The sequence below is a fragment of the Pseudomonas sp. GM48 genome (assembly GCF_000282335.1).
GTDB lineage: Bacteria > Pseudomonadota > Gammaproteobacteria > Pseudomonadales > Pseudomonadaceae > Aquipseudomonas.
Genome location: NZ_AKJM01000112.1, coordinates 85,651 through 108,370, shown reverse-complemented (window position 1 = coordinate 108,370; position 22,720 = coordinate 85,651). Strand labels below are relative to the sequence as shown.

Genomic DNA, 22,720 nt, shown 5'->3' with positions numbered 1-22,720 from the left:
TTCCGCTTTTACTGTTGGACAGACTGGTCAGCGAGGATACGCGCCTCGCAAAGTCCCCACAAGACTGACCGGTCACCCCTGTCAAGCGCCCCACCCTACGACTTTGGGCCAAGAGCCACGGAACATAAGGGATAGACTGTTCACAATCGAAAGAAAAAATGTCTACAATTTTTAATCACTGCACCACTTGGAGCATCGCCGGATCGGTCAAGGGCAACATCCAGCGCGCCTGCCCCTCCTTGAGACCACCCTTGCGCGAGCGATCCAGCACCCAGCCGCGCGCCTCGACTTGCTTGCCTTTGAGACTTTCCAGCGAATTCACATCGAAACGCGCCAGCAGATTGGGTGCAACGCGTAATACAACCGAATCCTGCAACTCGATCCAAACCCCGCCGCGATTACGCTGCACCCTGCTCACACGACCGCTGAGCACGGCAAAACCGGAGGTAGTGATCTGCTCCGCTTTCAGCACAGGTGACTGGCGCCACAACCCGAGCCCGGCCTGTCGAGCGCTGCGTTCCGCTGCTTGCTGACAGGCGACCAAATCGACATTCGGTGCCACGGCCACCAGAAAACCCAGGCCTTCGGCGAGCATTTGCGCTTCGAGGTTGGCGCCATCGGCACCGTAGACATGGGCCAGGGTGCGGCCGTAATGGTCTTGGCTTTCTTTGCCTGGCAGCAAACCCACCTGCCCGTCGCTTGCCGCCACCAGGGCTTCGAGTCGCTTGCGCGCCGCCACGGCGAACGGTTCGTCGGAGCGGCCCTTCTTGCCCAGCTCCGGCGTGTTCAAGCCGATCATGCGCACGCTGCGGCCATCTCTCAGGCGCAGGGTGTCACCATCCACGACTCGCTGCACCGCAACCGTGGCCAGGTCGGCGGGAGCCGGGCAAAAGGCCTGGGCGGCGGAAAGCCAAATTGCGGACACAAAAAAGGCGCCCGCAAGGGACGCCTTTTTCATCAGCATGGAAAAACCGCAGCGGCTTCCCAAGTTGATCGGCCTTAGGCCTTTTTCGCGCCGAAAGCACCGAAACGGTCGGCGAACTTCTGAACGCGACCACCGGTGTCCAGAGTCTTCTGCTTACCGGTGTAGAACGGGTGGCATTCGTTGCAAACGTCGATCGCCATGGCTTTGCCGAAGGTCGAACGGGTTTCGAACTTGTTGCCGCAGCTGCAGGTAACAGCAACTGCCGGGTATTCTGGATGGATATCAGCTTTCATGGTGTTTTCCTCGGGCTAGCGTGCCGCCACCCAACACTATTGTTGAATACCGCACGTAATTAGGCCGCGGATTCTACCAGACAATCCCATTCACGCAAGCTGTCCCTCAAACCAGTCGTCTGCTAGGCTCCCGCCCCAATACGCGACCCCCTGTGGGAGCGGGCTTGCTCGCGAAAGCGGTGTGTCAGACGACTTGAATGCCGACTGGCACACTGCATTCGCGAGCAAGCCCGCTCCCACAAGTTATGTGCCAAACCCCATATTGCCTGTTTATCGAGATCCCCCCGCGTGCCCGACGCCATTCTGCGCCTCGCCCTGCCTTCGCCCCTGCGCCGCCTGTTCGACTACCGCGCTCCGGCCGGCGTCCTGCGCGTCCAGTTGCACCCTGGCATGCGCCTGCGGGTGCCGTTCGGCCGGCGCGAAATGATCGGGATCCTGGTGGAAGTCACCAACACCAGCGAGGTGCCGGCCGAGAAACTCAAGCCGGCCCTGGCCCTGCTCGATGCCACGCCACCGCTGCCGCCCGCGCTGTTCAAGCTGTGCCTGTGGACGTCCCAGTATTATCAGCACAGCCTCGGCGACACCTTGAGCTGGGCGCTGCCGGTGCTACTGCGCCAGGGTGAGCTGGCCGAAGCGCGCCAGGAACGTTTCTGGTCCGCCGCACCGGGCGCCAGCCTCGATGATCCGCGCATCGCCCGTGCCCCGCGCCAGCGCGAAGCCCTGGCCACGCTGGCCCAGCATCCCCACGGCGTCGCCCATCAATTGCTGAGCAAACTGATGCTGAGCAAGGACAGCCTGGATTTGCTGCTGGCCAAGGAGCTGGTGCAGGTCGAGATCCGTCGGCACGCCCCCGGTGCACGCCACGAACACTGGCTGGCGCAACCGGAACTCCCGCTGAACCCGGAGCAACGCGCCGCCTATGAGGCGATTCGGGCCGGGTTCGACAGCTATCACGCGTTCCTGTTGGCCGGCGTCACCGGCAGCGGCAAGACCGAAGTCTATTTACAGTTGATCCGCGAAACCCTCGAGGCCGGCAAGCAGGCGCTGGTGTTGATCCCGGAAATCAACCTCGGCCCACAGACCCTGGCGCGCTTCGAACAGCGTTTCAATGCCCGCATCGCGTTGATCCATTCGGCGGTCAATGACCGTGAACGCCTCGATGCCTGGCTGGCCGCCCGGGACGGTGAGGCCGACATTATTATCGGCACCCGCTCGGCCCTGTTCACGCCGATGAAAAACCCCGGCCTGATCATCATCGACGAAGAGCACGACGGTTCCTATAAACAGCAGGAAGGTTTGCGCTACCACGCCCGCGATCTGGCGCTGGTGCGGGCGCGACAGGAAAACATCCCGATTGTCCTCGGCTCCGCCACCCCTTCGCTGGAAAGCCTGCACAACGCCTACACCGGCCGCTACGGGCTGCTGCGCCTGAATGAGCGCGCCGGCGGGGCCAAACAGCCGCGCTTCCTGCGCCTGGACGTCAAAAGTCGCCCGCTGGACAGCGGCATCTCCGGCCCCATGCAACAAGCCATCGGCCAGACCCTGGCCGCCGGGCAACAAGTCCTGGTGTTCCTCAACCGCCGCGGCTTCGCCCCGACCCTGCTGTGCCATGACTGCGGCTGGATGTCCGAGTGCCAGCGTTGCGATGCGCGGATGACCGTGCATCAACGTTACGGAGAATTGCGCTGCCACCATTGCGGCTACGTCGAGCGCGTGCCGCGCCAGTGCCCGAAGTGCAACAAGGTCGATTTGCGCCCCGTGGGCGCCGGTACCGAACGGGCCGAGGAGCGCCTGGCGATTCTGTTCCCGGACTATCCGGTGCTGCGGGTCGACCGCGACAGTACGTCGCGCAAGGACGCGATGAACCAGTTGTTCGCGACCATTCAAAAAGGTCAGCCGTGCATTTTGATCGGCACGCAAATGCTTGCCAAAGGCCACCACTTTCCACGGGTGACGCTGGTATCGATCCTCGACGCCGACGGTGGCCTGTTTTCCGGTGATTTCCGCGCCAGCGAGCGCATGGCGCAGTTGATCGTCCAGGTCGCTGGTCGCGCAGGCCGTGCCGAGGAGCCGGGCAAAGTGATTATCCAGACGCACCTGGCCGACCATCCGCTGCTGGTGCAGTTGACCGAGCAGGGCTACTTCGCCTTCGCCGAACAGGCCTTGAGCGAACGCCGTGCGGCCGGGTTGCCGCCGTTTGCGCACCTGGCGCTGTTGCGGGCCGAGGCGCACAAACCGGGTCAGGCCGAAGGCTTCCTGGATGAGGCGTGCAGCGAGGCGGAGCGTTTGCTGGCCGAACAAAACCTGACCGGCATTGAGCTGCTCGGACCGGTGCCGGCGCCGATGGAGCGGCGGGCCGGGCGCTATCGTGCGCAGCTGTTGTTGCAGGCTACGGCGCGGGCACCGTTGCATCGATTGCTGGCCAGTTGGTTGTTGGTGCTGGAGCAGATGCCGAGCGGGCGGGCGGTGCGCTGGTCTTTGGATGTTGATCCGGTCGATTTGTATTGATTTTGAGATCGCTTTCGCGAGCAAGCCCGCTCCCACAATGGTATTTCAGTGGGCATACAATTTGTGTCCACCACAGAACCTGTGGGAGCGGGCTTGCTCGCGAAGGGGCCCTAATTGTCACCACACATCCACATCCTGCCTGCTAAGGTTGGCAAGCCCGTCTTCGCAACGGATAATGCCCAGTTTTTCCACCAGCGCATGATGCGCCGCCGCGCCTGCGGTCGAAAGAGAAGACCATGAAAGACACCATTCGCCAGTTGATCCAGCAAGCCATCACCCAACTCGTCAACGAAGGTGTGTTGCCTGAAGGGCTGTCGCCGGCGATCCAGGTGGAAAACTCCCGCGACAAGAAAAACGGCGACTTCGCCAGCAACATCGCAATGATGCTGGCCAAGCCGGCCGGCATGAAGCCGCGCGACCTGGCGGAAAAAATCATCGCCGCACTGCCGACTGACGAAAACGTCTCCAAGACCGAAATCGCCGGCCCTGGCTTCCTGAACTTCTTCCAGAACACCGATGCCCTGGCCTCACGCCTGGACGCCGCCCTGGCCGACGCCCACATCGGCGTACGCAAGGCCGGCCCGGTGCAGCGCACCGTAGTCGACCTGTCGGCCCCGAACCTGGCCAAAGAGATGCACGTCGGCCACTTGCGCTCGACCATCATCGGCGACGGCGTGGCCCGGGTGCTGGAATTCCTCGGCGATACCGTGATCCGTCAGAACCACGTCGGCGACTGGGGCACCCAGTTCGGCATGCTGATGGCTTATCTGCAGGAAAATCCGATCACCAGCGACGAGCTGTCGGACTTGGAGAACTTCTACCGCGCCGCCAAGCAACGCTTCGACGAATCCGAAGAGTTCGCCGACCGCGCCCGTGGCCTGGTGGTCAAGCTGCAGGCCGGCGATGCCGACTGCCTGGCGTTGTGGACCAAGTTCAAGGACATTTCGCTGTCCCACTGCCAGAAGATCTACGAGCTGCTCAACGTCAAACTGACCATGGCCGACGTAATGGGCGAAAGTGCCTACAACGACGACCTGATCAACGTGGTCAACGACTTGAAGGCGGCGGGCATGCTGGTCGAGAGCAACGGCGCCCAGTGCGTGTTCCTCGACGAATTCAAGAATGCCGACGGCGACCCGCTGCCGGTGATCATCGTCAAGGCTGACGGCGGCTACCTCTACGCCACCACCGACCTGGCCGCCGTGCGCTACCGCAGCGGCAAACTCAAGGCTGATCGCGCACTGTACTTCGTCGACCAGCGTCAGGCCCTGCACTTCCAGCAAGTGTTCGCCGTGGCGCGCAAGGCTGGCTTCGTGACCCATCCGATGGAAATGGAACACATGGGCTTCGGCACCATGAACGGCGCTGACGGCCGTCCGTTCAAGACCCGTGATGGCGGCACCGTGAAGCTGATCGACCTGCTGACCGAAGCCCAGGAGCGCGCCTACACCCTGGTCAAGGACAAGAACCCGGAGCTGGCCGAAGCCGAGCTGCGCAACATCGCCAAGGTCGTGGGCATCGGCGCAGTGAAATACGCCGACCTGTCCAAGCACCGCACCAGCGACTACAGCTTCAACTTCGACCAGATGCTGAACTTCGAAGGCAACACCGCGCCGTACCTGCTGTACGCCTACACCCGCGTGGCCGGTGTGTTCCGCAAACTCGGCAAGGACTTCAGCGAAGTCGAAGGCCAGATCGTTCTCGAAGCGGCTCACGAACTGGAGCTGGCAGCGAAACTGGCACAGTTCGGCGAAGTGCTGAACAACGTGTCGGAGAAAGGCACGCCGCACATTCTCTGCACTTACCTGTACGACGTCGCCGGCCTGTTCTCCAGCTTCTACGAGAACTGCCCGATTCTCGCCGCCGATACCCCGGCACAAATGCAGAGCCGTCTGCGCCTCGCCGCGCTGACCGGGCGCACACTCAAGCAAGGCCTGGAACTCTTGGGCCTGGAAACTCTGGAGCGTATGTAAGTTGGCTGCCAAGAAAAAACCTGCACCCAAACGTGGCGCCAGCCGTTACCAAGCTCCTGCAAAGCAACCGATCCCGGGTTGGTTGTGGATGGCGATTGGCCTGACGGTCGGCGCCTTCATCGTGTTCCTGATGAAACTGGAGCCGGGCAAGGGCAGCGACACGGTCAAGCGTGAAAAGGTCGAGCAACAGCAGAAAGCCGGCAAGATCGCCGAGGCCAACAAGACCCCGCCGAGCCCGACGCAACCGGTGAAACCGAAGTACGACTTCTACACCTTGCTGCCAGAGTCGGAAGTCATCGTGCCGCCCGATGCCGTGCCGGAAAAAACCCTGCCGACGCCGCAAGTGCCGGCCATTCCGACGACACCGGTCACGCCGGCCGAAGCGGCGAAGATCGACACGGCTCGCGCCCAGGCAGCCCTGGCCGGGATCACGCCTCCGCCAGCGCCGCCGGTCAAAGCGGCGCCAGTAACCAGGTTCTTCCTGCAAGCCGGTTCGTTCCGCAAGGAGGCTGACGCAGACAAGGTTCGGGCGCAGATCATCTTGCTGGGCCAGGCTGTGGCAGTTGAGTCCGGCACGGTGAAGGACGAAACCTGGTATCGGGTGCTGGTCGGTCCGTTCAGCAACCGTGAACAACTGACCACCGCCCAGAAACAACTGGCCGGCGCAGGCTTCAGCAACTTGCTGTTACAACAACGCCAGAGCCGCTGATCGACTGCCACAGGCACCGCGTCATCGTTCTTCGCGAGCAAGCCCGCTCCCACATTCGACCGCAATCCAATGTGGGAGCGGGCTTGCTCGCGAAGGGGCCCCGGCAAACGCCACCACCCCCATCTGGCTCACACCACTCGTCCCCTCTCTCGCCTTACAGTTGAAATCCACTCCACCACCCCCATATGAATGGGCATAAGGCATTTTCGCCCCGCTGCGTGGAGACTCTTCCCTTGACCACCATCGTTTCAGTTCGCCGCCACGGCAAAGTCGTCATGGGCGGCGACGGCCAGGTTTCCCTTGGTAATACCGTGATGAAAGGCAACGCGAAAAAAGTTCGTCGCCTGTACCACGGCCAGGTCATCGCCGGTTTTGCCGGCGCCACCGCTGACGCCTTTACCCTCTTCGAACGCTTCGAAGGCCAGCTTGAAAAGCATCAGGGCCACCTGGTTCGCGCCGCCGTCGAACTCGCCAAAGAATGGCGCACCGACCGCTCCCTGAGCCGCCTCGAAGCGATGCTCGCGGTCGCCAACAAAGATGCGTCCCTGATCATCACCGGCAACGGCGATGTGGTTGAACCGGAAGACGGCCTGATCGCCATGGGTTCCGGTGGCGCCTACGCCCAGGCCGCCGCCAGCGCACTGCTGAAAAAGACCGATCTGTCGGCCCGGGAAATCGTCGAAACCGCCCTCGGTATCGCCGGCGACATCTGTGTATTCACCAACCACACCCAGACCATTGAGGAGCAGGACTGCGCCGAGTAAGCCCGTGCAGCCATCGCACCACGGCTCATTCTTGCTTGAGGTCCACTGAATATTATGTCCATGACTCCCCGCGAAATCGTCCACGAACTCAACCGCCACATCATCGGCCAGGACGATGCCAAGCGCGCCGTCGCCATTGCCCTGCGCAACCGCTGGCGCCGCATGCAGCTGCCTGAAGAGCTGCGCGTTGAAGTAACGCCAAAGAACATCCTGATGATCGGCCCGACCGGTGTCGGTAAAACCGAGATCGCCCGTCGCCTGGCCAAACTGGCCAATGCGCCGTTCATCAAGGTCGAAGCGACCAAGTTCACCGAAGTCGGCTATGTCGGCCGCGATGTCGAATCGATCATTCGTGACCTGGCCGACGCCGCGATCAAGCTGCTGCGCGAACAGGAAATCGTCAAGGTTCGCCACCGCGCCGAAGACGCCGCCGAAGAGCGCATCCTCGATGCCCTGCTGCCACCGGCACGCATGGGCTTCAGCAGCGACGATGCCCCGACTGCCGATTCCAACACCCGCCAGCTGTTCCGCAAGCGCCTGCGCGAAGGCCAGCTGGATGACAAGGAGATCGAAATCGAAGTCGCCGAAATGGCCGGCGTCGATATCTCCGCGCCACCGGGCATGGAAGAAATGACCAACCAGCTGCAAAGCCTGTTCGCCAACATGGGCAAGGGCAAGCGCAAGAGCCGCAAGCTCAAGGTCAAGGAAGCGCTGAAACTGGTGCGCGACGAAGAAGCCAGTCGCCTGGTCAACGATGAAGAGTTGAAGGCCAAGGCCCTGGAAGCGGTCGAGCAGCACGGCATCGTGTTCATCGACGAAATCGACAAGGTCGCCAAGCGTGGCAATTCCGGTGGCGTCGATGTATCTCGCGAAGGTGTACAGCGTGACTTGCTGCCGCTGATTGAAGGCTGCACCGTCAACACCAAACTGGGCATGGTCAAGACTGACCACATCCTGTTCATTGCTTCTGGTGCCTTCCACCTGAGCAAGCCGAGCGATCTGGTGCCCGAGCTGCAAGGCCGTCTGCCGATCCGAGTCGAACTCAAGGCCCTTTCGCCGGAGGACTTCGAACGCATCCTCAGCGAACCGCACGCCTCGCTTACCGAGCAATATTGCGCCCTGTTGAAAACCGAAGGCCTGGGCATCGAGTTCCAGCCGAGCGGCATCAAGCGCATCGCGGAGATCGCCTGGCAGGTCAACGAGAAAACCGAAAACATCGGTGCCCGTCGCCTGCACACCCTGCTCGAGCGCCTGCTCGAAGAGGTGTCGTTCAGCGCCGGCGACCTGGCCAGCGCCCATGACGACAAGGTGATCCTGATCGACGCCGACTACGTCAACAGCCACCTGGGCGAATTGGCGCAGAACGAAGACCTGTCCCGTTATATCCTGTAAGCCATACTTACAGCGATGACGGACCCTGTGGGAGCGGGCTTGCTCGCGAAAGCGGTCTGACAATCGACATCACTGTTGAATGTTAAGGCCCCTTCGCGAGCAAGCCCGCTCCCACATTTGAATCGGGGTCCCACACACAATCGGACATCCACTCATGACCCAACTCCCCACCGACATCAAGCTGCACAAAGCCTCGAAAACCCTGTCGCTGAAATACGCGTCCGGCGAGGAATACACCCTGCCCGCCGAGTTCCTGCGCGTGCACTCTCCTTCCGCCGAGGTCCAGGGCCACGGCAAACCCATCCTGCAATTTGGCAAGATCAACGTAGGCCTGACCAAGGTAGAACCGGCCGGTCAGTACGCACTGAAACTGACCTTCGACGATGGCCACGACAGCGGCCTGTTCACCTGGGAATACCTCTACGAACTGGGGCGACGTTATGACGCACTCTGGGACGATTATCTGGCCGAGCTCAAAGCCGCCGGAAAAACCCGCGACCCGAACGAATCTGTCGTCAAGCTGATGCTCTAGTCTGAGCCTCTTGCTCTTTAGAGGGCATTTTCTAATTTCATCTGTTTGAATGCTCCGCTTCAGGGCCGCCGACTGGCCTGCTTGCGAAAAAAATTAAACTCGGGTAACCAATGGAACTGGCAAGTTCCCTGCAGTGCTCTCTGCATTGAAAATGCAGCGATGCAGTATTAACGGTCACCCGAGCAGTAGTACCAGGCACTGACTGTGTGACTACACAGCAGAACCCGGTACTCGTCTCAGGACAATGGAGCGTCGTAGATGAGTAACAAGAATAACGATGACTTGAAGAATCAAGCTTCGGAAAACACCTTGGGGCTGAATCCTGTCGTTGGGCTGCGTGGCAAGGATCTACTGGCTTCTGCTCGAATGGTGCTCAGGCAGGCCATCAAACAACCGATTCACAGCGCCAGGCATGTCGCTCATTTCGGCCTTGAACTCAAGAACGTGCTGCTTGGCAAATCCGAACTGCAACCGACCAGCGATGACCGTCGCTTCGCGGATCCGGCCTGGAGCCAGAACCCGCTCTACAAACGTTATCTGCAAACCTACCTGGCGTGGCGCAAGGAACTCCACGACTGGATCGGCGACAGCAACCTGCCGCCCAAGGACGTCAGCCGCGGGCATTTCGTGATCAACCTCATGACCGAAGCTTTCGCCCCGACCAACACGGCGGCCAACCCGGCGGCGGTCAAGCGCTTCTTCGAAACCGGCGGTAAAAGCCTGCTTGATGGCCTCTCGCACCTGGCCAAGGACCTGGTGCACAACGGCGGCATGCCGAGCCAGGTCAACATGGGCGCATTCGAGGTCGGCAAGACCCTGGGTGTGACCGAGGGTGCAGTGGTCTTTCGCAACGACGTGCTGGAGCTGATCCAGTACAAGCCGATCACCGAGCAGGTGCATGAGCGCCCACTGTTGGTGGTGCCGCCGCAAATCAACAAGTTCTACGTTTTCGACCTGAGTCCGGAAAAAAGCCTGGCGCGGTTCTGCCTGCGCAACAACGTGCAGACCTTCATCGTCAGCTGGCGCAACCCGACCAAGGAGCAGCGCGAGTGGGGCCTGTCGACCTACATCGAGGCGCTCAAGGAAGCGGTTGATGTGGTCACCGCAATCACCGGCAGCAAAGACGTGAACATGCTCGGAGCCTGCTCCGGCGGCATCACCTGCACCGCGCTGCTGGGTCACTACGCGGCAATCGGCGAGAACAAGGTCAACGCCCTGACCCTGCTGGTCAGCGTGCTCGACACCACCCTGGACAGCGACGTGGCCCTGTTCGTCGACGAGCAAACCCTCGAAGCCGCCAAGCGCCATTCCTACCAGGCCGGCGTCCTCGAAGGCCGCGACATGGCGAAAGTCTTCGCCTGGATGCGTCCCAACGACCTGATCTGGAACTACTGGGTCAACAACTACCTGTTGGGTAACGAGCCGCCGGTATTCGACATTCTGTTCTGGAACAACGACACCACCCGGTTGCCCGCCGCGTTCCATGGCGACCTGATCGAGATGTTCAAAAGTAACCCGTTGACCCGTGCCGATGCACTGGAAGTGTGCGGCACGCCGATTGACCTGAAGAAGGTCACCGCCGACATCTTCTCGCTGGCCGGTACCAACGATCACATCACTCCGTGGCGCTCCTGCTACAAATCGGCGCAACTGTTCGGCGGCAACGTTGAGTTCGTGCTGTCCACCAGCGGGCATATCCAGAGCATTCTGAACCCGCCGGGCAATCCGAAGTCGCGGTACATGACCAGCACCGAAATGACTGCCAATGCCGATGACTGGCAAGAAGAGTCGACCAAACACGCCGACTCCTGGTGGCTGCACTGGCAGGCCTGGCAGGCGCAGCGTTCGGGCAACCTGAAAAAAGCACCGACGAAACTCGGCAACAAGGCCTACCCGGAGGGGGAAGCCGCACCGGGCACTTACGTGCATGAGCGGTAACTGACACACCTCGCCCCCCCTTGTGGGAGCGGGCTTGCTCGCGAAGGCGTCGTGTCAGTCGACGTCATTGTTCAATGATCGACCGCTTTCGCGAGCAAGCCCGCTCCCACATGGGAGTCGAGGAAGAATTCAAGAGAGCGACCCACAGGGCCTGAAGCATGCCGCAACCCTTCATTTTTCGTACCGTCGACCTGGATGGCCAGACGCTCCGCACGGCGGTACGCCCCGGCAAGCCTCACTTGACGCCCCTGCTGATTTTCAACGGCATCGGCGCCAACCTGGAGCTGGTGTTCCCGTTCGTCGCGGCGCTGGATCCGGACCTGGAAGTCATCTGCTTCGACGTACCCGGTGTCGGTGGTTCGTCGACGCCGAACCGGCCATATCGTTTTCCGGGGCTGGCGAAACTCACGGCGCGGATGCTCGACTATCTCGACTACGGGCAGGTCAACGTCATCGGCGTGTCCTGGGGTGGCGCCCTGGCCCAGCAGTTCGCTTACGACTATCCGGAACGCTGCAAGAAACTCGTGCTGGCGGCGACGGCAGCGGGTGCGGTGATGGTGCCGGGCAAACCGAAAGTGTTGTGGATGATGGCCAGCCCTCGGCGTTACATCCAGCCATCCCACGTGATCCGCATTGCGCCAATGATCTACGGTGGCTCGTTCCGTCGCGACCCGACGCTGGCCGCGAGCCATGCGGCCAAGGTGCGTTCAGCGGGCAAGCTCGGTTACTACTGGCAGTTGTTCGCCGGCCTCGGCTGGACCAGCATTCACTGGCTGCACAAGATCCGCCAGCCGACCCTGGTACTGGCCGGCGATGACGATCCGCTGATCCCGTTGATCAACATGCGCTTGCTGGCCTGGCGGATTCCCAACACCCAGTTGCACATCATCGATGACGGGCATTTGTTCTTGATCACCCGGGCCGAAGCGGTGGCCCCGATCATCATGAAATTCCTGGAAGAGGAGCGCCAACGCGCGGTGATGCATCCGCGTCCGGCGCCATTGGGCGGCTAAACAGCTGCATCAGCGGTTGGCAGGACGCCACGCCGCGCAACAACCCGTTACAGCGTCTATGGTGTTCTGGTTCGGTATGTTTGTTTTTAGCCTGAAGACGAAGGAGTGTTGACTCATGCGCGAGAAACCAGCGAGGGATTCCTTACCGACTCCCGCCGCGTTCATCAATGCACAGAGTGCGATTACCGGCCTGCGCGGCCGGGATCTGTTGTCGACCCTGCGCAGTGTGGCCGCCCATGGCTTGCGCAATCCACTGCACAGCGCCCGGCATGCCCTTAAACTCGGCGGTCAGCTTGGCCGTGTGCTGCTGGGTGAAACCCTGCACCCGACCAACCCGCAAGACGCTCGCTTCGCCGACCCGGCGTGGAGCCTCAACCCGTTTTATCGCCGTAGCCTGCAGGCCTATCTGAGTTGGCAGAAACAGGTCAAAAGCTGGATCGACGAGAGCAACATGAGCCCGGACGACCGCGCCCGCGCCCACTTCGCTTTCGCCTTGCTCAACGACGCCGTATCGCCATCCAACACCCTGCTCAATCCACTGGCGGTCAAGGAACTGTTCAATTCCGGTGGCAACAGCCTGGTGCGTGGCATTGGCCATTTGGTGGACGATCTGCTGCACAACGATGGCCTGCCCCGACAAGTCACCAAGCAAGCGTTCGAGGTTGGCAAGACGGTCGCCACCACCACCGGTGCCGTGGTGTTTCGCAACGAGCTGCTGGAGTTGATCCAGTACAAGCCGATGAGCGAAAAGCAGTATTCCAAGCCCCTACTGGTGGTACCGCCGCAAATCAACAAGTACTACATTTTCGATCTGAGCCCCCACAACAGTTTCGTCCAGTACGCCCTGAAAAACGGCCTGCAAACCTTCGTGATCAGTTGGCGCAACCCCGATGTGCGTCACCGCGAATGGGGGCTCTCGACCTACGTGGAAGCCGTGGAAGAGGCCATGAATGTGTGCCGGGCGATCACCGGCGCACGCGAGGTCAACCTGATGGGCGCTTGCGCCGGCGGGCTGACCATTGCCGCGCTGCAGGGTCATTTGCAGGCCAAGCGGCAGTTGCGCAGGGTGTCCAGCGCGACTTATCTGGTGAGCCTGCTCGACAGCGAGCTGGACAGTCCGGCCACACTGTTCGCCGACGAACAGACCCTCGAGGCCGCCAAGCGCCGCTCCTATCAGCGGGGTGTACTGGACGGCCGCGACATGGCCAAGGTCTTCGCCTGGATGCGCCCCAACGATTTGATCTGGAGCTACTTCGTCAACAACTACCTGTTGGGCAAGGAGCCACCGGCGTTCGACATCCTCTACTGGAACAACGACAACACGCGCCTGCCGGCCGCCCTGCATGGCGACCTGCTGGACTTCTTCAAGCACAACCCGCTGACCCACCCGGGCGGACTGGAAGTGTGTGGCACGCCGATCGATTTGCAGAAAGTCACCGTCGACAGCTTCAGCGTCGCCGGCATCAACGATCACATCACGCCGTGGGATGCGGTGTATCGCTCGACGCTGCTGCTCGGTGGCGAACGGCGCTTCGTGCTGTCCAACAGCGGTCATGTGCAGAGCATTCTCAACCCACCGAGCAACCCGAAAGCCAACTACGTCGAGAACGGCAAACTGAGCAGCGACCCCCGTGCCTGGTACTACGATGCCAAGCGTGTCGACGGCAGTTGGTGGACCCAATGGCTGAGCTGGATTCAGGAACGCTCCGGTGCGCAGAAGGACACCCACATGGCGCTCGGCAACCAGAACTACCCACCGATGGAGGCAGCACCCGGTACTTACGTGCGCGTGCGCTGACGTTCAACGAGCCACGGCCTCTGTCGGCCGTGGCAAGACCCGATCATTAAGAAGACTGGATGAAAACCCGCGACCGGATCCTCGAATGTGCCCTGCAGTTGTTCAATCAAAAGGGCGAACCGAATGTCTCCACCATGGAAGTTGCCAATGAAATGGGCATCAGCCCGGGCAACCTCTACTATCACTTCCACGGCAAGGAACCGCTGATTCTTGGGCTATTCGAGCGCTTTCAGGGCGAACTGGCCCCCTTGCTCGACCCACCGGCCGATGTCGAACTGGCGCCGGAGGACTACTGGCTGTTCCTGCACTTGATCGTCGAACGCCTGTCCCACTACCGGTTTCTGTTCCAGGACCTGTCGAACCTCGCCGGTCGCCTGCCGAAACTGGCCAAGGGCATTCGCAGCCTGCTCAATGCACTCAAGCGCACACTGGCGTCGCTGCTGGCACGATTGCAGGCGCAAGGGTTGTTGGTCAGCGATACCCAGGCACTGGGGCAACTGGTGGAACAGATCACCATGACGCTGCTGTTTTCACTGGACTATCAGCGGATTCTCGACCGCGAAGGCGAGGTGCGGCTGGTGGTTTACCAGATCATGATGCTGGTGGCGCCACACTTGCTGCCGTCGATCAAGGCTGCGACCGAACAGATGGCGATGGAATATCTGGAAGACCACGATTAAAAATGTGGGAGCGGGCTTGCTCGCGAAGGCTGTTCATCATTCAGCATTGATGTCGGCTGACACACCGCTTTCGCGAGCAAGCCCGCTCCCACAGGGGATCTCTGTCGTGTTCCAGAATGCACTCACAAACAAAAACGCCCGGCCTGTGAAGGCCGGGCGTTTTCTTGAGCCCTGAAAATCAGGACTGACTGGTTGGCGTCGATGGAGCTGGCGCGGCAGTCGGGGTGACAGCAGGGGTTGGCGCGGTCGCGGAGTTCGATGCGCTGACCGGAGCTGCCGGGGTTGCCGGTTTGGCAGCTGCCACTGCTGGTTTTGGCGCGGCGGCTTTTGGAGCTGCCGGCTTCTTCACTGCAGGTTTTTTCGCAACAGCAGGCTTGGCTGCCGGCTTGGCCGCGGCAGTTTTTGCTGCAGGCTTGGCGGCCGGTTTAGCCGCTGGTTTGGCGACGGTTTTGGCGGCGGCTGGTTTGGCCGCTGCAGTTTTAGCCGCAGGCTTGGCAGCAGGTTTAGCCGCCGCTTTTGCCAGTGGCTTGGCAGCCGTTTTGGCGGCCGGTTTGGCAGCAGGCTTGGCTGCTGCGGTTTTCGCCGCAACAGGCGCAACCTTGGCACCGGTCAGTTTTTCGATTTGCTTGGTCAGGGTATCGACCTTGCTGTGCAGTGCTTTGACTTCGTTGCGGCTCGGTACGCCCAGACGCGAAATGGCACTGTTCAGACGCTTGTCGAAAGCCCCTTCCAGTTCATCCCACTTGCCCAGTGCACGATCTTTCACGCCGCTGATGCGCGATTTGGCCGAAGAAGCGGTGTCCTTGGCGGCGTCGACTGTCTTGCCAACAGCGCTTTTGGTGAGCTTCTCGGCTTTCTCGCCGTCCTTTACCAATGCATCGAAGAGCTTGCTGCCGTCAGTGTCGATCTTCGAGTACACGCCTAAGCCAGCCAGCCAGATTTTGCGGGAGTAGTCTTCGACTTTCCCGATCCACGAGCTGCCTTCTTTTTCAGTATTCTTTTTGCCAGCCATCCCGTTCTCCTTAAGATTTACGCGCGACACGTTCGAGCAATGCCGTCAGCTCATCGAGCTTAGCAGAGAGTGTCTCAACGTCATGTTTAGACGGAATGCCGATACGATTCAAGGCACTTGCGACACGCGTGTCGAACGCCTTCTCGACCCTGTCGAGTTGAACTTCGACCTTGCCTTTGAAAGTGCTCACTTCACTCTTGGCTTCATCGATCTCGGCATTCGCCGCTTCAAGTTTCTCAGCGACTACTTTTTTGCCTTTCTTTTCAACAACCTGACCAGCCTTGATCAGCTCTTGAAAGTACTCGCCGCCCTCTTGGCCGACCTTGGTGTAGGCACCCAGGCCTGCCAGCCAGATCTTGCGGGCATAGGATTTGACGTCGCTCAGCGTGCTCGTCGTTGCGTCGGTTTTTTTCTTCACAATAACTTTGGCCATGGTGCACCTCACGCGCAGAAGGTTTGAGGAACTGCCCGGATAAGTGTCGGGCTCTGGCACAAAGTAGGGAGAAAAATTAGAAACGGCACCCTAACAACTGACATAGACCTTTGAGAGCACCGCAAACTAAATGTGGGAGCGGGCTTGCTCGCGAAGGCGGTGGGTCAGTAGATGAAAATTTCACTGACACACCGCCTTCGCGAGCAAGCCCGCTCCCACAGGGGATCTCAATTCAAGCAGAAAATCAGACCAGGACCTTGTCCAGCGCCTTTTCGATTTCCGCCTTGATCATGCCGCTCATGGCCGACATCATCAGGCCCAGTTCCACATCGACGCGAATCGAGTCCTCGGCGACATGCACCGCGCCCTTCACACCCGAGCGCTTGAGGTTCAGGGTGTCGCCGGACCACTGCGGCTCCAGACCATATTGATCGGAAAGTTTCTGCGCCAGCTTGTCGGCCTTTTCGCGAGCCGCTGCCTTACCCAGGCCATGGGCACGTTCAACACTAATATGGGCCATCAAATGACTCCTGCTTTATGGGTGCTTTCCCGAGGCATCTTGACCTCTGCTGCGTCAAAACGTCCCGATGGTTGCCCATCTTACCTTCAGCCTTGCCAAGACAAAGCATGCCTTGGGGATTAGAATGTCGCGCATTCTCTTTTGGTGACAGCGATATGACTGATCAGCGCAAAGGCAGCGATGCCGAACCCACCACTCACTTCGGCTTCAAAAACGTTCCGGAAAGCCAGAAAGCGGAAAAAGTCGCTGAGGTTTTCCACTCGGTAGCCGCCAAGTACGACCTGATGAACGACCTTCTGTCGGGCGGCATGCACCGTCTGTGGAAGCGTTTCGCGATTGAACTGTCGGGCGTGCGCACCGGTAACCGCGTGCTGGACATCGCCGGCGGCACTGGCGACCTGACCAGAAAATTCTCGCACCTCGTCGGCCCGACCGGCCAGGTCGTATTGGCCGACATCAACGAATCCATGCTCAAGGTCGGCCGTGACCGCCTGCTGGACCTCGGTGTGGCCGGTAACGTCGAATTCGTCCAGGCCGATGCGGAAAAACTGCCGTTCCCGGACAACCATTTCGACTGCGTGACCATCGCCTTCGGCCTGCGCAACGTGACCCACAAGGAAGATGCCCTGCGCTCGATGCTGCGCGTGCTCAAGCCGGGTGGCCGTTTGCTGGTGCTGGAATTCTCCAAGCCGACCAACGCGCTGATGTCCAAGGCCTACGACGCCTACTCGTTCGCCTTCATGCCGCTGATGGGCAAGCTGATCACCAACGACTCGGAAAGCTATCGCTACCTGGCCGAATCGATCCGCATGCACCCGAACCAGGAAACCCTGAAGTCGATGATGGTCGAGGCCGGCTTCGACCGCGTGACCTATCACAACATGACCGCAGGCATCGTTGCCCTGCACCGCGGCATCAAGCCCTGATGCTGCTCGCCGGGCTGCTTGCCAGCGTTGAACTCGGCCTGAACCGGGTGCTGCGTCTCGATAGCACGGCGCTGCCGCGGCTGGCGCATTTGAGCGGCCGGGTGATTGCCGTCGATTGCCGCAGCCCGGCGCTGCAACTGTTCATCCTGCCCAGCGACGAAGGCCTGATGCTCGCCTCCCAGTGGGAAACCGGCGCCGACTGCACCTTGCGTGCACCGGCCTCGAGCCTGTTGAAACTGGCGATGAGCAAGGACAAGACCTCGGTATTGCACAGCCCGGAAGTCGAGCTCGACGGCGACAGCGGTGTGCTGCTGGAACTGGCGGCGATCCTTCAGGACCTCGAACTGGACTGGGAGTACGAACTCTCGCGCTGGCTCGGCCCGGTGGCCACGCAACTGGTCGGCGGTCATCTGCGCAGCCGCGCCCGCTGGTATCAGCAAGGGTTCGCCAGCCTGGGCCAGAACCTCGGCGAATACCTGGCCGAAGAATCGCGCACCCTTGTCGGTCAGCGCGAAGCTGAAGCCCGATTCAGTGAACTGGACCAGATCAAACTCGATCTGGAACGTCTCGAGGCGCGTTTCGAGCGCCTTTCCCGATCCCTCGACCCAAGCGATAACGCATGAAGCTGCTTGCCGTCCGCCGTTTGTTGCGCATCCAGCGCGTCGTGATCCGCTACCGCCTCGATGACCTGCTGTTCGCCCTGCCACTGCCCTGGTTTCTGCGGGCGCTGCGTTACGCGTTGCCGTGGCGCTGGTTCCCGCGCAAGACCCTGGACCTGAGCCGTGGCGCGCGCTTGCGCCTGGCGCTGCAGGACCTGGGGCCGATTTTCATTAAGTTCGGGCAGATCCTCTCCACCCGTCGCGACCTGCTGCCGGAAGACATCGCCGATGAGCTGATGATGTTGCAGGACCGCGTGCCGCCGTTCGATTCGCAAGTGTCGGTCAAGCTGATCGAAGAACAGCTGGGCAAGAAAATCAGCGACGTGTTCAGCCGTTTCGATGTCGAGCCGCTGGCCTCGGCCTCGGTGGCGCAAGTGCATGCCGCGCAGCTGAAAACCGGTGAAGAAGTCGTCGTCAAAGTGATTCGTCCGGGCTTGAAGCCAGTCATCGCCCAGGACCTGGCGTGGCTGTTCATCCTCGCCCGCGCCGCCGAAAAACTCTCGGCCGATGCCCGCCTGCTGCACCCGGTGGACGTGGTCAGCGACTACGAAAAAACCATCTACGACGAACTCGACCTGCTGCGCGAGGCCGCCAACGCCAGCCAGTTGAAGCGCAACTTCGACGGTTCGCCGCTGCTGTACGTACCGCAAGTGTATTGGGACTGGTGCCGGCCGAAAGTGCTGGTGATGGAGCGCATCTACGGTATCCAGGTCACCGACCTGGCAACCCTGGCCGACCAGCGCACCGACATGAAAATACTTGCCGAACGCGGCGTGGAAATCTTCTTCACCCAGGTGTTCCGCGACAGCTTCTTCCATGCCGACATGCACCCGGGCAACATCTTCGTCAGCACCGTGAACCCGTGGAGCCCGCAGTACATTGCAATCGACTGCGGCATCGTCGGCAGCCTGACCCCGGAAGACCAGGACTACCTGGCGCGCAACCTGTTCGCCTTCTTCAAGCGCGATTACCGGCGCGTGGCGCAGTTGCACATCGATTCGGGCTGGGTGCCGGCGGAAACCAAACTCAACGAATTCGAAGCGGCGATCCGTACCGTGTGCGAGCCGATCTTCGAAAAACCGTTAAAGGATATTTCCTTCGGCCAGGTGCTGATGCGCCTGTTCCAGACCGCGCGCCGCTTCAACATGGAAGTGCAGCCGCAGTTGGTCTTGCTGCAAAAAACCCTGCTGAACATCGAAGGCCTGGGCCGCCAGCTGTACCCGGACCTCGACCTGTGGAACACCGCGCAGCCGTTCCTCGAACGCTGGATGCGCGAGCGGGTCAGCCCTAAAGCCCTGTTTGGCAACGTGCAGAGCCAGATCGAACAGATCCCGCACCTGGCCAACATGACCCGCGATTTGCTCGAACGCCTGTCCCAGCCCCACGCCAGCGATCCACCGCCAGCGTGGCATCGACGTCGCGACGACTGGTTCCTGCGCCTGCTCGGCACAGCCCATCTGGCCGGTGGCGCGATCCTTGCCGCTGGCGGGCCGCTGAATCAGTTGGACTATTGGCCAGCTGGCATCATGATGGCCGTCGGTTTGTATCTGGTCGTTCGCCGATAGCCAGTTGCGTGAACGACTGGCACACTGTTTCAACGCCTGAGCTCGACTATTGAAGTGTGGAGCTCGCTGTCGGAGTCGAAGATGAAAAACTGGCTGGACGAGATCAAGTGGGACGCTGACGGCCTGGTGCCGGCCATCGCCCAGGATCACAAGACCGGGCGCGTCCTGATGATGGCCTGGATGAACCGCGAAGCACTGGAACTGACCGCTGCCGAGAACCGCGCCATTTACTGGTCGCGTTCCCGTGGCAAGCTGTGGCGCAAGGGCGAAGAGTCCGGCCATGTGCAAACCCTGCACGAGATGCGCCTGGACTGCGACGCCGACGTGATCATCCTGATGGTCGAGCAGATCGGTGACATTGCCTGCCATACCGGCCGCCAGAGCTGCTTCTATCGCGTCTACGAGAACGGCGACTGGACAACGGTCGACCCGGTCCTGAAAGATCCGCACGCCATCTACTCCGCAGGACACAAACATGAGTGACACTCTGACCCGTCTGGCCCAGGTACTGGAAGAGCGCAAAGGCGCCGCCGCCGACAGCTCGTATGTCGCCAGCCTGTACCACAAGGGCTTGAACAAGATTCTGGAAAAAGTCGGCGAAGAGTCGGTCGAGACCATCATTGCCGCCAAGGATGCCGCCGTCAGCGGTGACTGCAGCGATGTGATCTACGAAACCGCCGATCTGTGGTTCCACAGCATGGTCATGCTCGCCCAATTGGGGCAGCATCCACAGGCTGTACTCGATGAACTGGACCGTCGTTTCGGTCTCTCCGGACACGTTGAGAAAGCCTCGCGTCCGTCCGCCTGAATAACTATTAGAGAGGAGCAGCAGCATGGGCATTTTTGACTGGAAACACTGGATCGTCATTCTGGTTGTCGTGGTACTGGTATTCGGCACCAAGAAACTGAAAAACCTCGGCACTGATGTCGGCGAGTCGATCAAGGGTTTCAAGAAAGCCATGAACGACGACGAAAAACCGGCCGACCCGAACGCGACCCCGGCCCAACCGGTTCCGCCGGTACAACCACAGGCCTCTGTGAACCAGCCGCACACCATCGACGTGCAGGCGCAGAAAGTCGAAGAGCCGATCCGCAAAGACGTGTGAGCGCAGACTAATGTTTGGTATCAGCTTCTCTGAACTGCTGCTCGTCGGCCTCGTTGCCCTGCTGGTGCTGGGTCCCGAGCGCTTGCCGGGCGCTGCGCGCACCGCTGGCCTGTGGGTCGGGCGCCTGAAGCGCAGCTTCAACGCGATCAAACAGGAAGTTGAACGTGAAATCGGTGCTGACGAGATTCGTCGGCAACTGCACAACGAGCACATCCTGTCGCTTGAGCAGGAGGCGCGGAAAATCTTCACGCCGACCCAGCAGGAGCCGACACCGGTCGAGCATGTGGGAGAGCAGACGATTCAGGTTCCCGCCGCCAGCGTCGCAGCACCTGCTGCAGCGGCAGAACCTGCACCCGTTGTTGCAACCACACCGGTTGAACCCGTCACACCTGCGGCTGCGCCTGTTGCGCCAGCCCCTCATGACCCAACACTGCCGCCGCGAGCCCCATGAGCGATCTTCCTGAAAACGACCAGCACATGCCGCTGGTTTCGCACCTCACCGAGTTGCGTACCCGACTGCTGCGCTGTGTAGCGGCGATTTTCATCATCTTCGCCGGCCTGTTTGCCTTCACCCAGCAGATCTACACCTTCGTCTCGACGCCGCTGCGTGCGTACCTGCCCGCCGGCGCGACGATGATTGCCACCGACGTGTCGTCGCCGTTCCTGACGCCGCTGAAGCTGACCATGATGGTTTCGCTGTTCCTGGCGATCCCGGTGATCCTGCACCAGATCTGGGGTTTCATCGCCCCCGGCCTGTACAAGCATGAAAAACGCATTGCCGTGCCCTTGCTGGTCTCCAGCATCTTTTTGTTCTACGCCGGCATGGCCTTCGCCTACTTCCTGGTGTTCCCGCTGATCTTCAAGTTCTTCGCCTCCGCCACCCCGGCCGGCGTGGAAATGATGACCGACATCACCAGCTACCTCGATTTCGTCATGACGCTGTTCTTCGCCTTTGGCGTGGCGTTCGAAATTCCGGTGGCCGTGGTGCTGCTGGTGTGGATCGGCGTGGTCGACGTCAAATACCTGAAGAAGATCCGCCCGTACGTGATCATCGGCTGCTTCGTGGTCGGCATGATCCTGACGCCGCCGGACATCTTCTCGCAGACCCTGCTGGCCGTGCCGATGTGGCTGTTGTTCGAGATCGGCATCCTGTTCGGCAGCCTGATCAGCAAGCGTGGCGAGCATCCGGACGACCAACCGGCTGACGATCACAACGACCAGCCGCCAGCGACCCAAGCGTGAACCTGCTGCTCCTCATCGAGGCCGACTTCATTGCGGCCGACCGGGTGATCCTGCGTGATCGCCGGCTGACGCACATGCAGGAAGTCCACCGCTGCGAAGTGGGTGACAGCATGCGCGTCGGGCGGATCGGCGGGCTGATGGGCTCGGCCGAAGTGTTGCGCCTGGACGCCGGCGAAGCGGAATTGCGCGTCACCCTCGACCAGCTGCCACCGGCCAAGCTGCCATTGACCCTGGTACTGGCCCTGCCGCGGCCCAAAATGCTGCGCAGGGTGTTTCAGACTGTGGCAGCCATGGGTGTGCCGCGTATCGTGCTGGTCAACAGCTATCGCGTCGAGAAGAGCTTCTGGCAGACCCCGTTCCTGGAACCGGAAGCGATTCGCGAGCAATTGATCCTCGGCCTCGAACAGGCCCGGGACAGCGTGCTGCCGGAAGTCGTCATCGAGAAGCGCTTCAAGCCGTTCGTCGAAGACCGCCTGCCTGCCATCACCGAAGGCACCCTCGGCCTGGTGGGGCACCCGGGCAATTACCCGCCCTGCCCTCGCGCACTCAGCGAACCGGTGACCCTGGCCATCGGCCCCGAGGGTGGCTGGATTCCCTACGAGATCGACCTGCTGGGCAAGTCCGGCCTGCAACCGGTGCAACTGGGCGAGCGCATTCTTCGCGTCGAAACCGCCGTGACCGCGCTGCTGGCACGCCTTTTCTAACTACGCATAACCCGTAGCAGCTGGCGAA

24 protein-coding genes are annotated in these 22,720 nt (G+C 61.0%); 19 read left to right on the top strand and 5 right to left on the bottom strand.

Going from position 1 to position 22,720, the window contains the following annotated elements; translation table 11 throughout:
• Window positions 1-175 precede the first annotated feature (175 nt).
• Complete coding sequence (locus PMI28_RS08895; protein ID WP_007989304.1) at window positions 176-964, bottom strand: thermonuclease family protein; 789 nt, start codon at window positions 962-964, stop codon at window positions 176-178.
• 35 nt (window positions 965-999) lie between these two features.
• On the bottom strand, window positions 1,000-1,218 hold the full coding sequence (rpmE, locus tag PMI28_RS08900; protein WP_007989302.1) for a 50S ribosomal protein L31: 219 nt from the start codon (window positions 1,216-1,218) through the stop codon (window positions 1,000-1,002).
• A 288-nt stretch (window positions 1,219-1,506) separates the two neighbouring features.
• Here rpmE and PMI28_RS08905 point away from each other — a divergent pair, with 288 nt between their 5' ends.
• The 10 genes from PMI28_RS08905 to PMI28_RS08950 all read left to right on the top strand — a co-directional run bounded on the left by PMI28_RS08905 (window position 1,507) and on the right by PMI28_RS08950 (window position 14,525).
• Window positions 1,507-3,726 (top strand): primosomal protein N', encoded by a 2,220-nt coding sequence (locus tag PMI28_RS08905; protein ID WP_007989300.1) that lies wholly within the window; start codon window positions 1,507-1,509, stop codon window positions 3,724-3,726.
• 236 nt (window positions 3,727-3,962) lie between these two features.
• Complete coding sequence (argS, locus tag PMI28_RS08910) at window positions 3,963-5,699, top strand: arginine--tRNA ligase (protein WP_007989299.1); 1,737 nt, start codon at window positions 3,963-3,965, stop codon at window positions 5,697-5,699.
• A 1-nt stretch (window position 5,700) separates the two neighbouring features.
• The gene (locus tag PMI28_RS08915; RefSeq protein ID WP_007989297.1) at window positions 5,701-6,408 is read left to right on the top strand and encodes an SPOR domain-containing protein; all 708 of its coding nucleotides are present in this window, start codon (window positions 5,701-5,703) and stop codon (window positions 6,406-6,408) included.
• Window positions 6,409-6,641: 233 nt separating this feature from the next.
• Window positions 6,642-7,172 (top strand): ATP-dependent protease subunit HslV, encoded by a 531-nt coding sequence (gene hslV, locus PMI28_RS08920; RefSeq protein WP_007975582.1) that lies wholly within the window; start codon window positions 6,642-6,644, stop codon window positions 7,170-7,172.
• A gap of 54 nt (window positions 7,173-7,226) precedes the next feature.
• A complete protein-coding gene (hslU, locus tag PMI28_RS08925) occupies window positions 7,227-8,564 on the top strand; it encodes an ATP-dependent protease ATPase subunit HslU (protein WP_007989295.1) in 1,338 nt (445 codons plus the stop codon).
• A gap of 154 nt (window positions 8,565-8,718) precedes the next feature.
• The gene (locus PMI28_RS08930; RefSeq protein WP_007989294.1) at window positions 8,719-9,096 is read left to right on the top strand and encodes a gamma-butyrobetaine hydroxylase-like domain-containing protein; all 378 of its coding nucleotides are present in this window, start codon (window positions 8,719-8,721) and stop codon (window positions 9,094-9,096) included.
• 258 nt (window positions 9,097-9,354) lie between these two features.
• The gene (gene phaC, locus PMI28_RS08935) at window positions 9,355-11,034 is read left to right on the top strand and encodes a class II poly(R)-hydroxyalkanoic acid synthase (RefSeq protein WP_007989293.1); all 1,680 of its coding nucleotides are present in this window, start codon (window positions 9,355-9,357) and stop codon (window positions 11,032-11,034) included.
• Window positions 11,035-11,192: 158 nt separating this feature from the next.
• The gene (phaZ, locus tag PMI28_RS08940) at window positions 11,193-12,047 is read left to right on the top strand and encodes a poly(3-hydroxyalkanoate) depolymerase (protein WP_007989292.1); all 855 of its coding nucleotides are present in this window, start codon (window positions 11,193-11,195) and stop codon (window positions 12,045-12,047) included.
• 115 nt (window positions 12,048-12,162) lie between these two features.
• Entirely contained in the window at window positions 12,163-13,845 is a 1,683-nt protein-coding gene (gene phaC, locus PMI28_RS08945) for a class II poly(R)-hydroxyalkanoic acid synthase (protein ID WP_007989291.1), read from the top strand.
• Between the two features lie 59 nt (window positions 13,846-13,904).
• Complete coding sequence (locus PMI28_RS08950) at window positions 13,905-14,525, top strand: TetR/AcrR family transcriptional regulator (protein ID WP_007989290.1); 621 nt, start codon at window positions 13,905-13,907, stop codon at window positions 14,523-14,525.
• A 178-nt stretch (window positions 14,526-14,703) separates the two neighbouring features.
• On the opposite strand, the gene PMI28_RS08955 is transcribed toward PMI28_RS08950, so the two are convergent.
• The 3 genes from PMI28_RS08955 to PMI28_RS08965 form a co-directional block, all read right to left on the bottom strand.
• Complete coding sequence (locus PMI28_RS08955; protein ID WP_007989289.1) at window positions 14,704-15,537, bottom strand: phasin family protein; 834 nt, start codon at window positions 15,535-15,537, stop codon at window positions 14,704-14,706.
• 10 nt (window positions 15,538-15,547) lie between these two features.
• Window positions 15,548-15,970 (bottom strand): phasin family protein, encoded by a 423-nt coding sequence (locus PMI28_RS08960; RefSeq protein ID WP_007989288.1) that lies wholly within the window; start codon window positions 15,968-15,970, stop codon window positions 15,548-15,550.
• 244 nt (window positions 15,971-16,214) lie between these two features.
• Complete coding sequence (locus tag PMI28_RS08965) at window positions 16,215-16,490, bottom strand: polyhydroxyalkanoic acid system family protein (protein ID WP_007989287.1); 276 nt, start codon at window positions 16,488-16,490, stop codon at window positions 16,215-16,217.
• Window positions 16,491-16,645: 155 nt separating this feature from the next.
• On the opposite strand from PMI28_RS08965, the gene ubiE reads away from it, so the two are divergent.
• From ubiE to PMI28_RS09010, 9 genes are all read left to right on the top strand, one after another.
• Window positions 16,646-17,416, top strand: coding sequence for a bifunctional demethylmenaquinone methyltransferase/2-methoxy-6-polyprenyl-1,4-benzoquinol methylase UbiE (ubiE, locus tag PMI28_RS08970; protein WP_007989286.1), 771 nt, complete (start codon window positions 16,646-16,648; stop codon window positions 17,414-17,416).
• Window positions 17,416-18,039 carry a ubiquinone biosynthesis accessory factor UbiJ gene (locus PMI28_RS08975; RefSeq protein ID WP_007989283.1) on the top strand — a complete coding sequence of 208 codons (624 nt, stop codon included), beginning with the start codon at window positions 17,416-17,418 and terminating at the stop codon, window positions 18,037-18,039. Before ubiE ends, PMI28_RS08975 begins: the two co-directional genes overlap by 1 nt.
• On the top strand, window positions 18,036-19,640 hold the full coding sequence (gene ubiB, locus PMI28_RS08980; RefSeq protein WP_007989282.1) for a ubiquinone biosynthesis regulatory protein kinase UbiB: 1,605 nt from the start codon (window positions 18,036-18,038) through the stop codon (window positions 19,638-19,640). The genes PMI28_RS08975 and ubiB overlap by 4 nt, the downstream gene beginning before the upstream one ends.
• An 81-nt stretch (window positions 19,641-19,721) precedes the next feature.
• Window positions 19,722-20,123 carry a phosphoribosyl-AMP cyclohydrolase gene (gene hisI, locus PMI28_RS08985; protein ID WP_007989281.1) on the top strand — a complete coding sequence of 134 codons (402 nt, stop codon included), beginning with the start codon at window positions 19,722-19,724 and terminating at the stop codon, window positions 20,121-20,123.
• A complete protein-coding gene (locus tag PMI28_RS08990; RefSeq protein WP_007952422.1) occupies window positions 20,116-20,448 on the top strand; it encodes a phosphoribosyl-ATP diphosphatase in 333 nt (110 codons plus the stop codon). Before hisI ends, PMI28_RS08990 begins: the two co-directional genes overlap by 8 nt.
• A 25-nt stretch (window positions 20,449-20,473) precedes the next feature.
• Window positions 20,474-20,746 carry a twin-arginine translocase TatA/TatE family subunit gene (locus tag PMI28_RS08995; protein ID WP_007989280.1) on the top strand — a complete coding sequence of 91 codons (273 nt, stop codon included), beginning with the start codon at window positions 20,474-20,476 and terminating at the stop codon, window positions 20,744-20,746.
• A 10-nt stretch (window positions 20,747-20,756) separates the two neighbouring features.
• Window positions 20,757-21,197, top strand: coding sequence for a Sec-independent protein translocase protein TatB (gene tatB, locus PMI28_RS09000; RefSeq protein ID WP_007989279.1), 441 nt, complete (start codon window positions 20,757-20,759; stop codon window positions 21,195-21,197).
• Entirely contained in the window at window positions 21,194-21,988 is a 795-nt protein-coding gene (gene tatC, locus PMI28_RS09005; RefSeq protein ID WP_007989278.1) for a twin-arginine translocase subunit TatC, read from the top strand. Before tatB ends, tatC begins: the two co-directional genes overlap by 4 nt.
• Window positions 21,985-22,692, top strand: a complete 708-nt coding sequence (locus PMI28_RS09010) for a 16S rRNA (uracil(1498)-N(3))-methyltransferase (RefSeq protein WP_007989277.1) — start codon at window positions 21,985-21,987, stop codon at window positions 22,690-22,692. Before tatC ends, PMI28_RS09010 begins: the two co-directional genes overlap by 4 nt.
• Window positions 22,693-22,720 lie beyond the last annotated feature (28 nt).

Coding starts and splice junctions, on each gene's coding strand:
- PMI28_RS08950 (WP_007989290.1), top strand. CDS start 13,905: ATGAAAACCCGCGACCGGATCCTCGAATGTGCCCTGCAGTTGTTCAAT.
- tatC (WP_007989278.1), top strand. CDS start 21,194: ATGAGCGATCTTCCTGAAAACGACCAGCACATGCCGCTGGTTTCGCAC.
- phaC (WP_007989291.1), top strand. CDS start 12,163: ATGCGCGAGAAACCAGCGAGGGATTCCTTACCGACTCCCGCCGCGTTC.
- PMI28_RS08990 (WP_007952422.1), top strand. CDS start 20,116: ATGAGTGACACTCTGACCCGTCTGGCCCAGGTACTGGAAGAGCGCAAA.
- PMI28_RS08930 (WP_007989294.1), top strand. CDS start 8,719: ATGACCCAACTCCCCACCGACATCAAGCTGCACAAAGCCTCGAAAACC.
- argS (WP_007989299.1), top strand. CDS start 3,963: ATGAAAGACACCATTCGCCAGTTGATCCAGCAAGCCATCACCCAACTC.
- PMI28_RS08975 (WP_007989283.1), top strand. CDS start 17,416: ATGCTGCTCGCCGGGCTGCTTGCCAGCGTTGAACTCGGCCTGAACCGG.
- hslU (WP_007989295.1), top strand. CDS start 7,227: ATGTCCATGACTCCCCGCGAAATCGTCCACGAACTCAACCGCCACATC.
- ubiB (WP_007989282.1), top strand. CDS start 18,036: ATGAAGCTGCTTGCCGTCCGCCGTTTGTTGCGCATCCAGCGCGTCGTG.
- rpmE (WP_007989302.1), bottom strand. CDS start 1,218: ATGAAAGCTGATATCCATCCAGAATACCCGGCAGTTGCTGTTACCTGC.
- ubiE (WP_007989286.1), top strand. CDS start 16,646: ATGACTGATCAGCGCAAAGGCAGCGATGCCGAACCCACCACTCACTTC.
- PMI28_RS08965 (WP_007989287.1), bottom strand. CDS start 16,490: ATGGCCCATATTAGTGTTGAACGTGCCCATGGCCTGGGTAAGGCAGCG.
- phaZ (WP_007989292.1), top strand. CDS start 11,193: ATGCCGCAACCCTTCATTTTTCGTACCGTCGACCTGGATGGCCAGACG.
- tatB (WP_007989279.1), top strand. CDS start 20,757: ATGTTTGGTATCAGCTTCTCTGAACTGCTGCTCGTCGGCCTCGTTGCC.
- PMI28_RS08895 (WP_007989304.1), bottom strand. CDS start 964: ATGCTGATGAAAAAGGCGTCCCTTGCGGGCGCCTTTTTTGTGTCCGCA.
- phaC (WP_007989293.1), top strand. CDS start 9,355: ATGAGTAACAAGAATAACGATGACTTGAAGAATCAAGCTTCGGAAAAC.
- PMI28_RS08955 (WP_007989289.1), bottom strand. CDS start 15,537: ATGGCTGGCAAAAAGAATACTGAAAAAGAAGGCAGCTCGTGGATCGGG.
- hisI (WP_007989281.1), top strand. CDS start 19,722: ATGAAAAACTGGCTGGACGAGATCAAGTGGGACGCTGACGGCCTGGTG.
- PMI28_RS08995 (WP_007989280.1), top strand. CDS start 20,474: ATGGGCATTTTTGACTGGAAACACTGGATCGTCATTCTGGTTGTCGTG.
- PMI28_RS08960 (WP_007989288.1), bottom strand. CDS start 15,970: ATGGCCAAAGTTATTGTGAAGAAAAAAACCGACGCAACGACGAGCACG.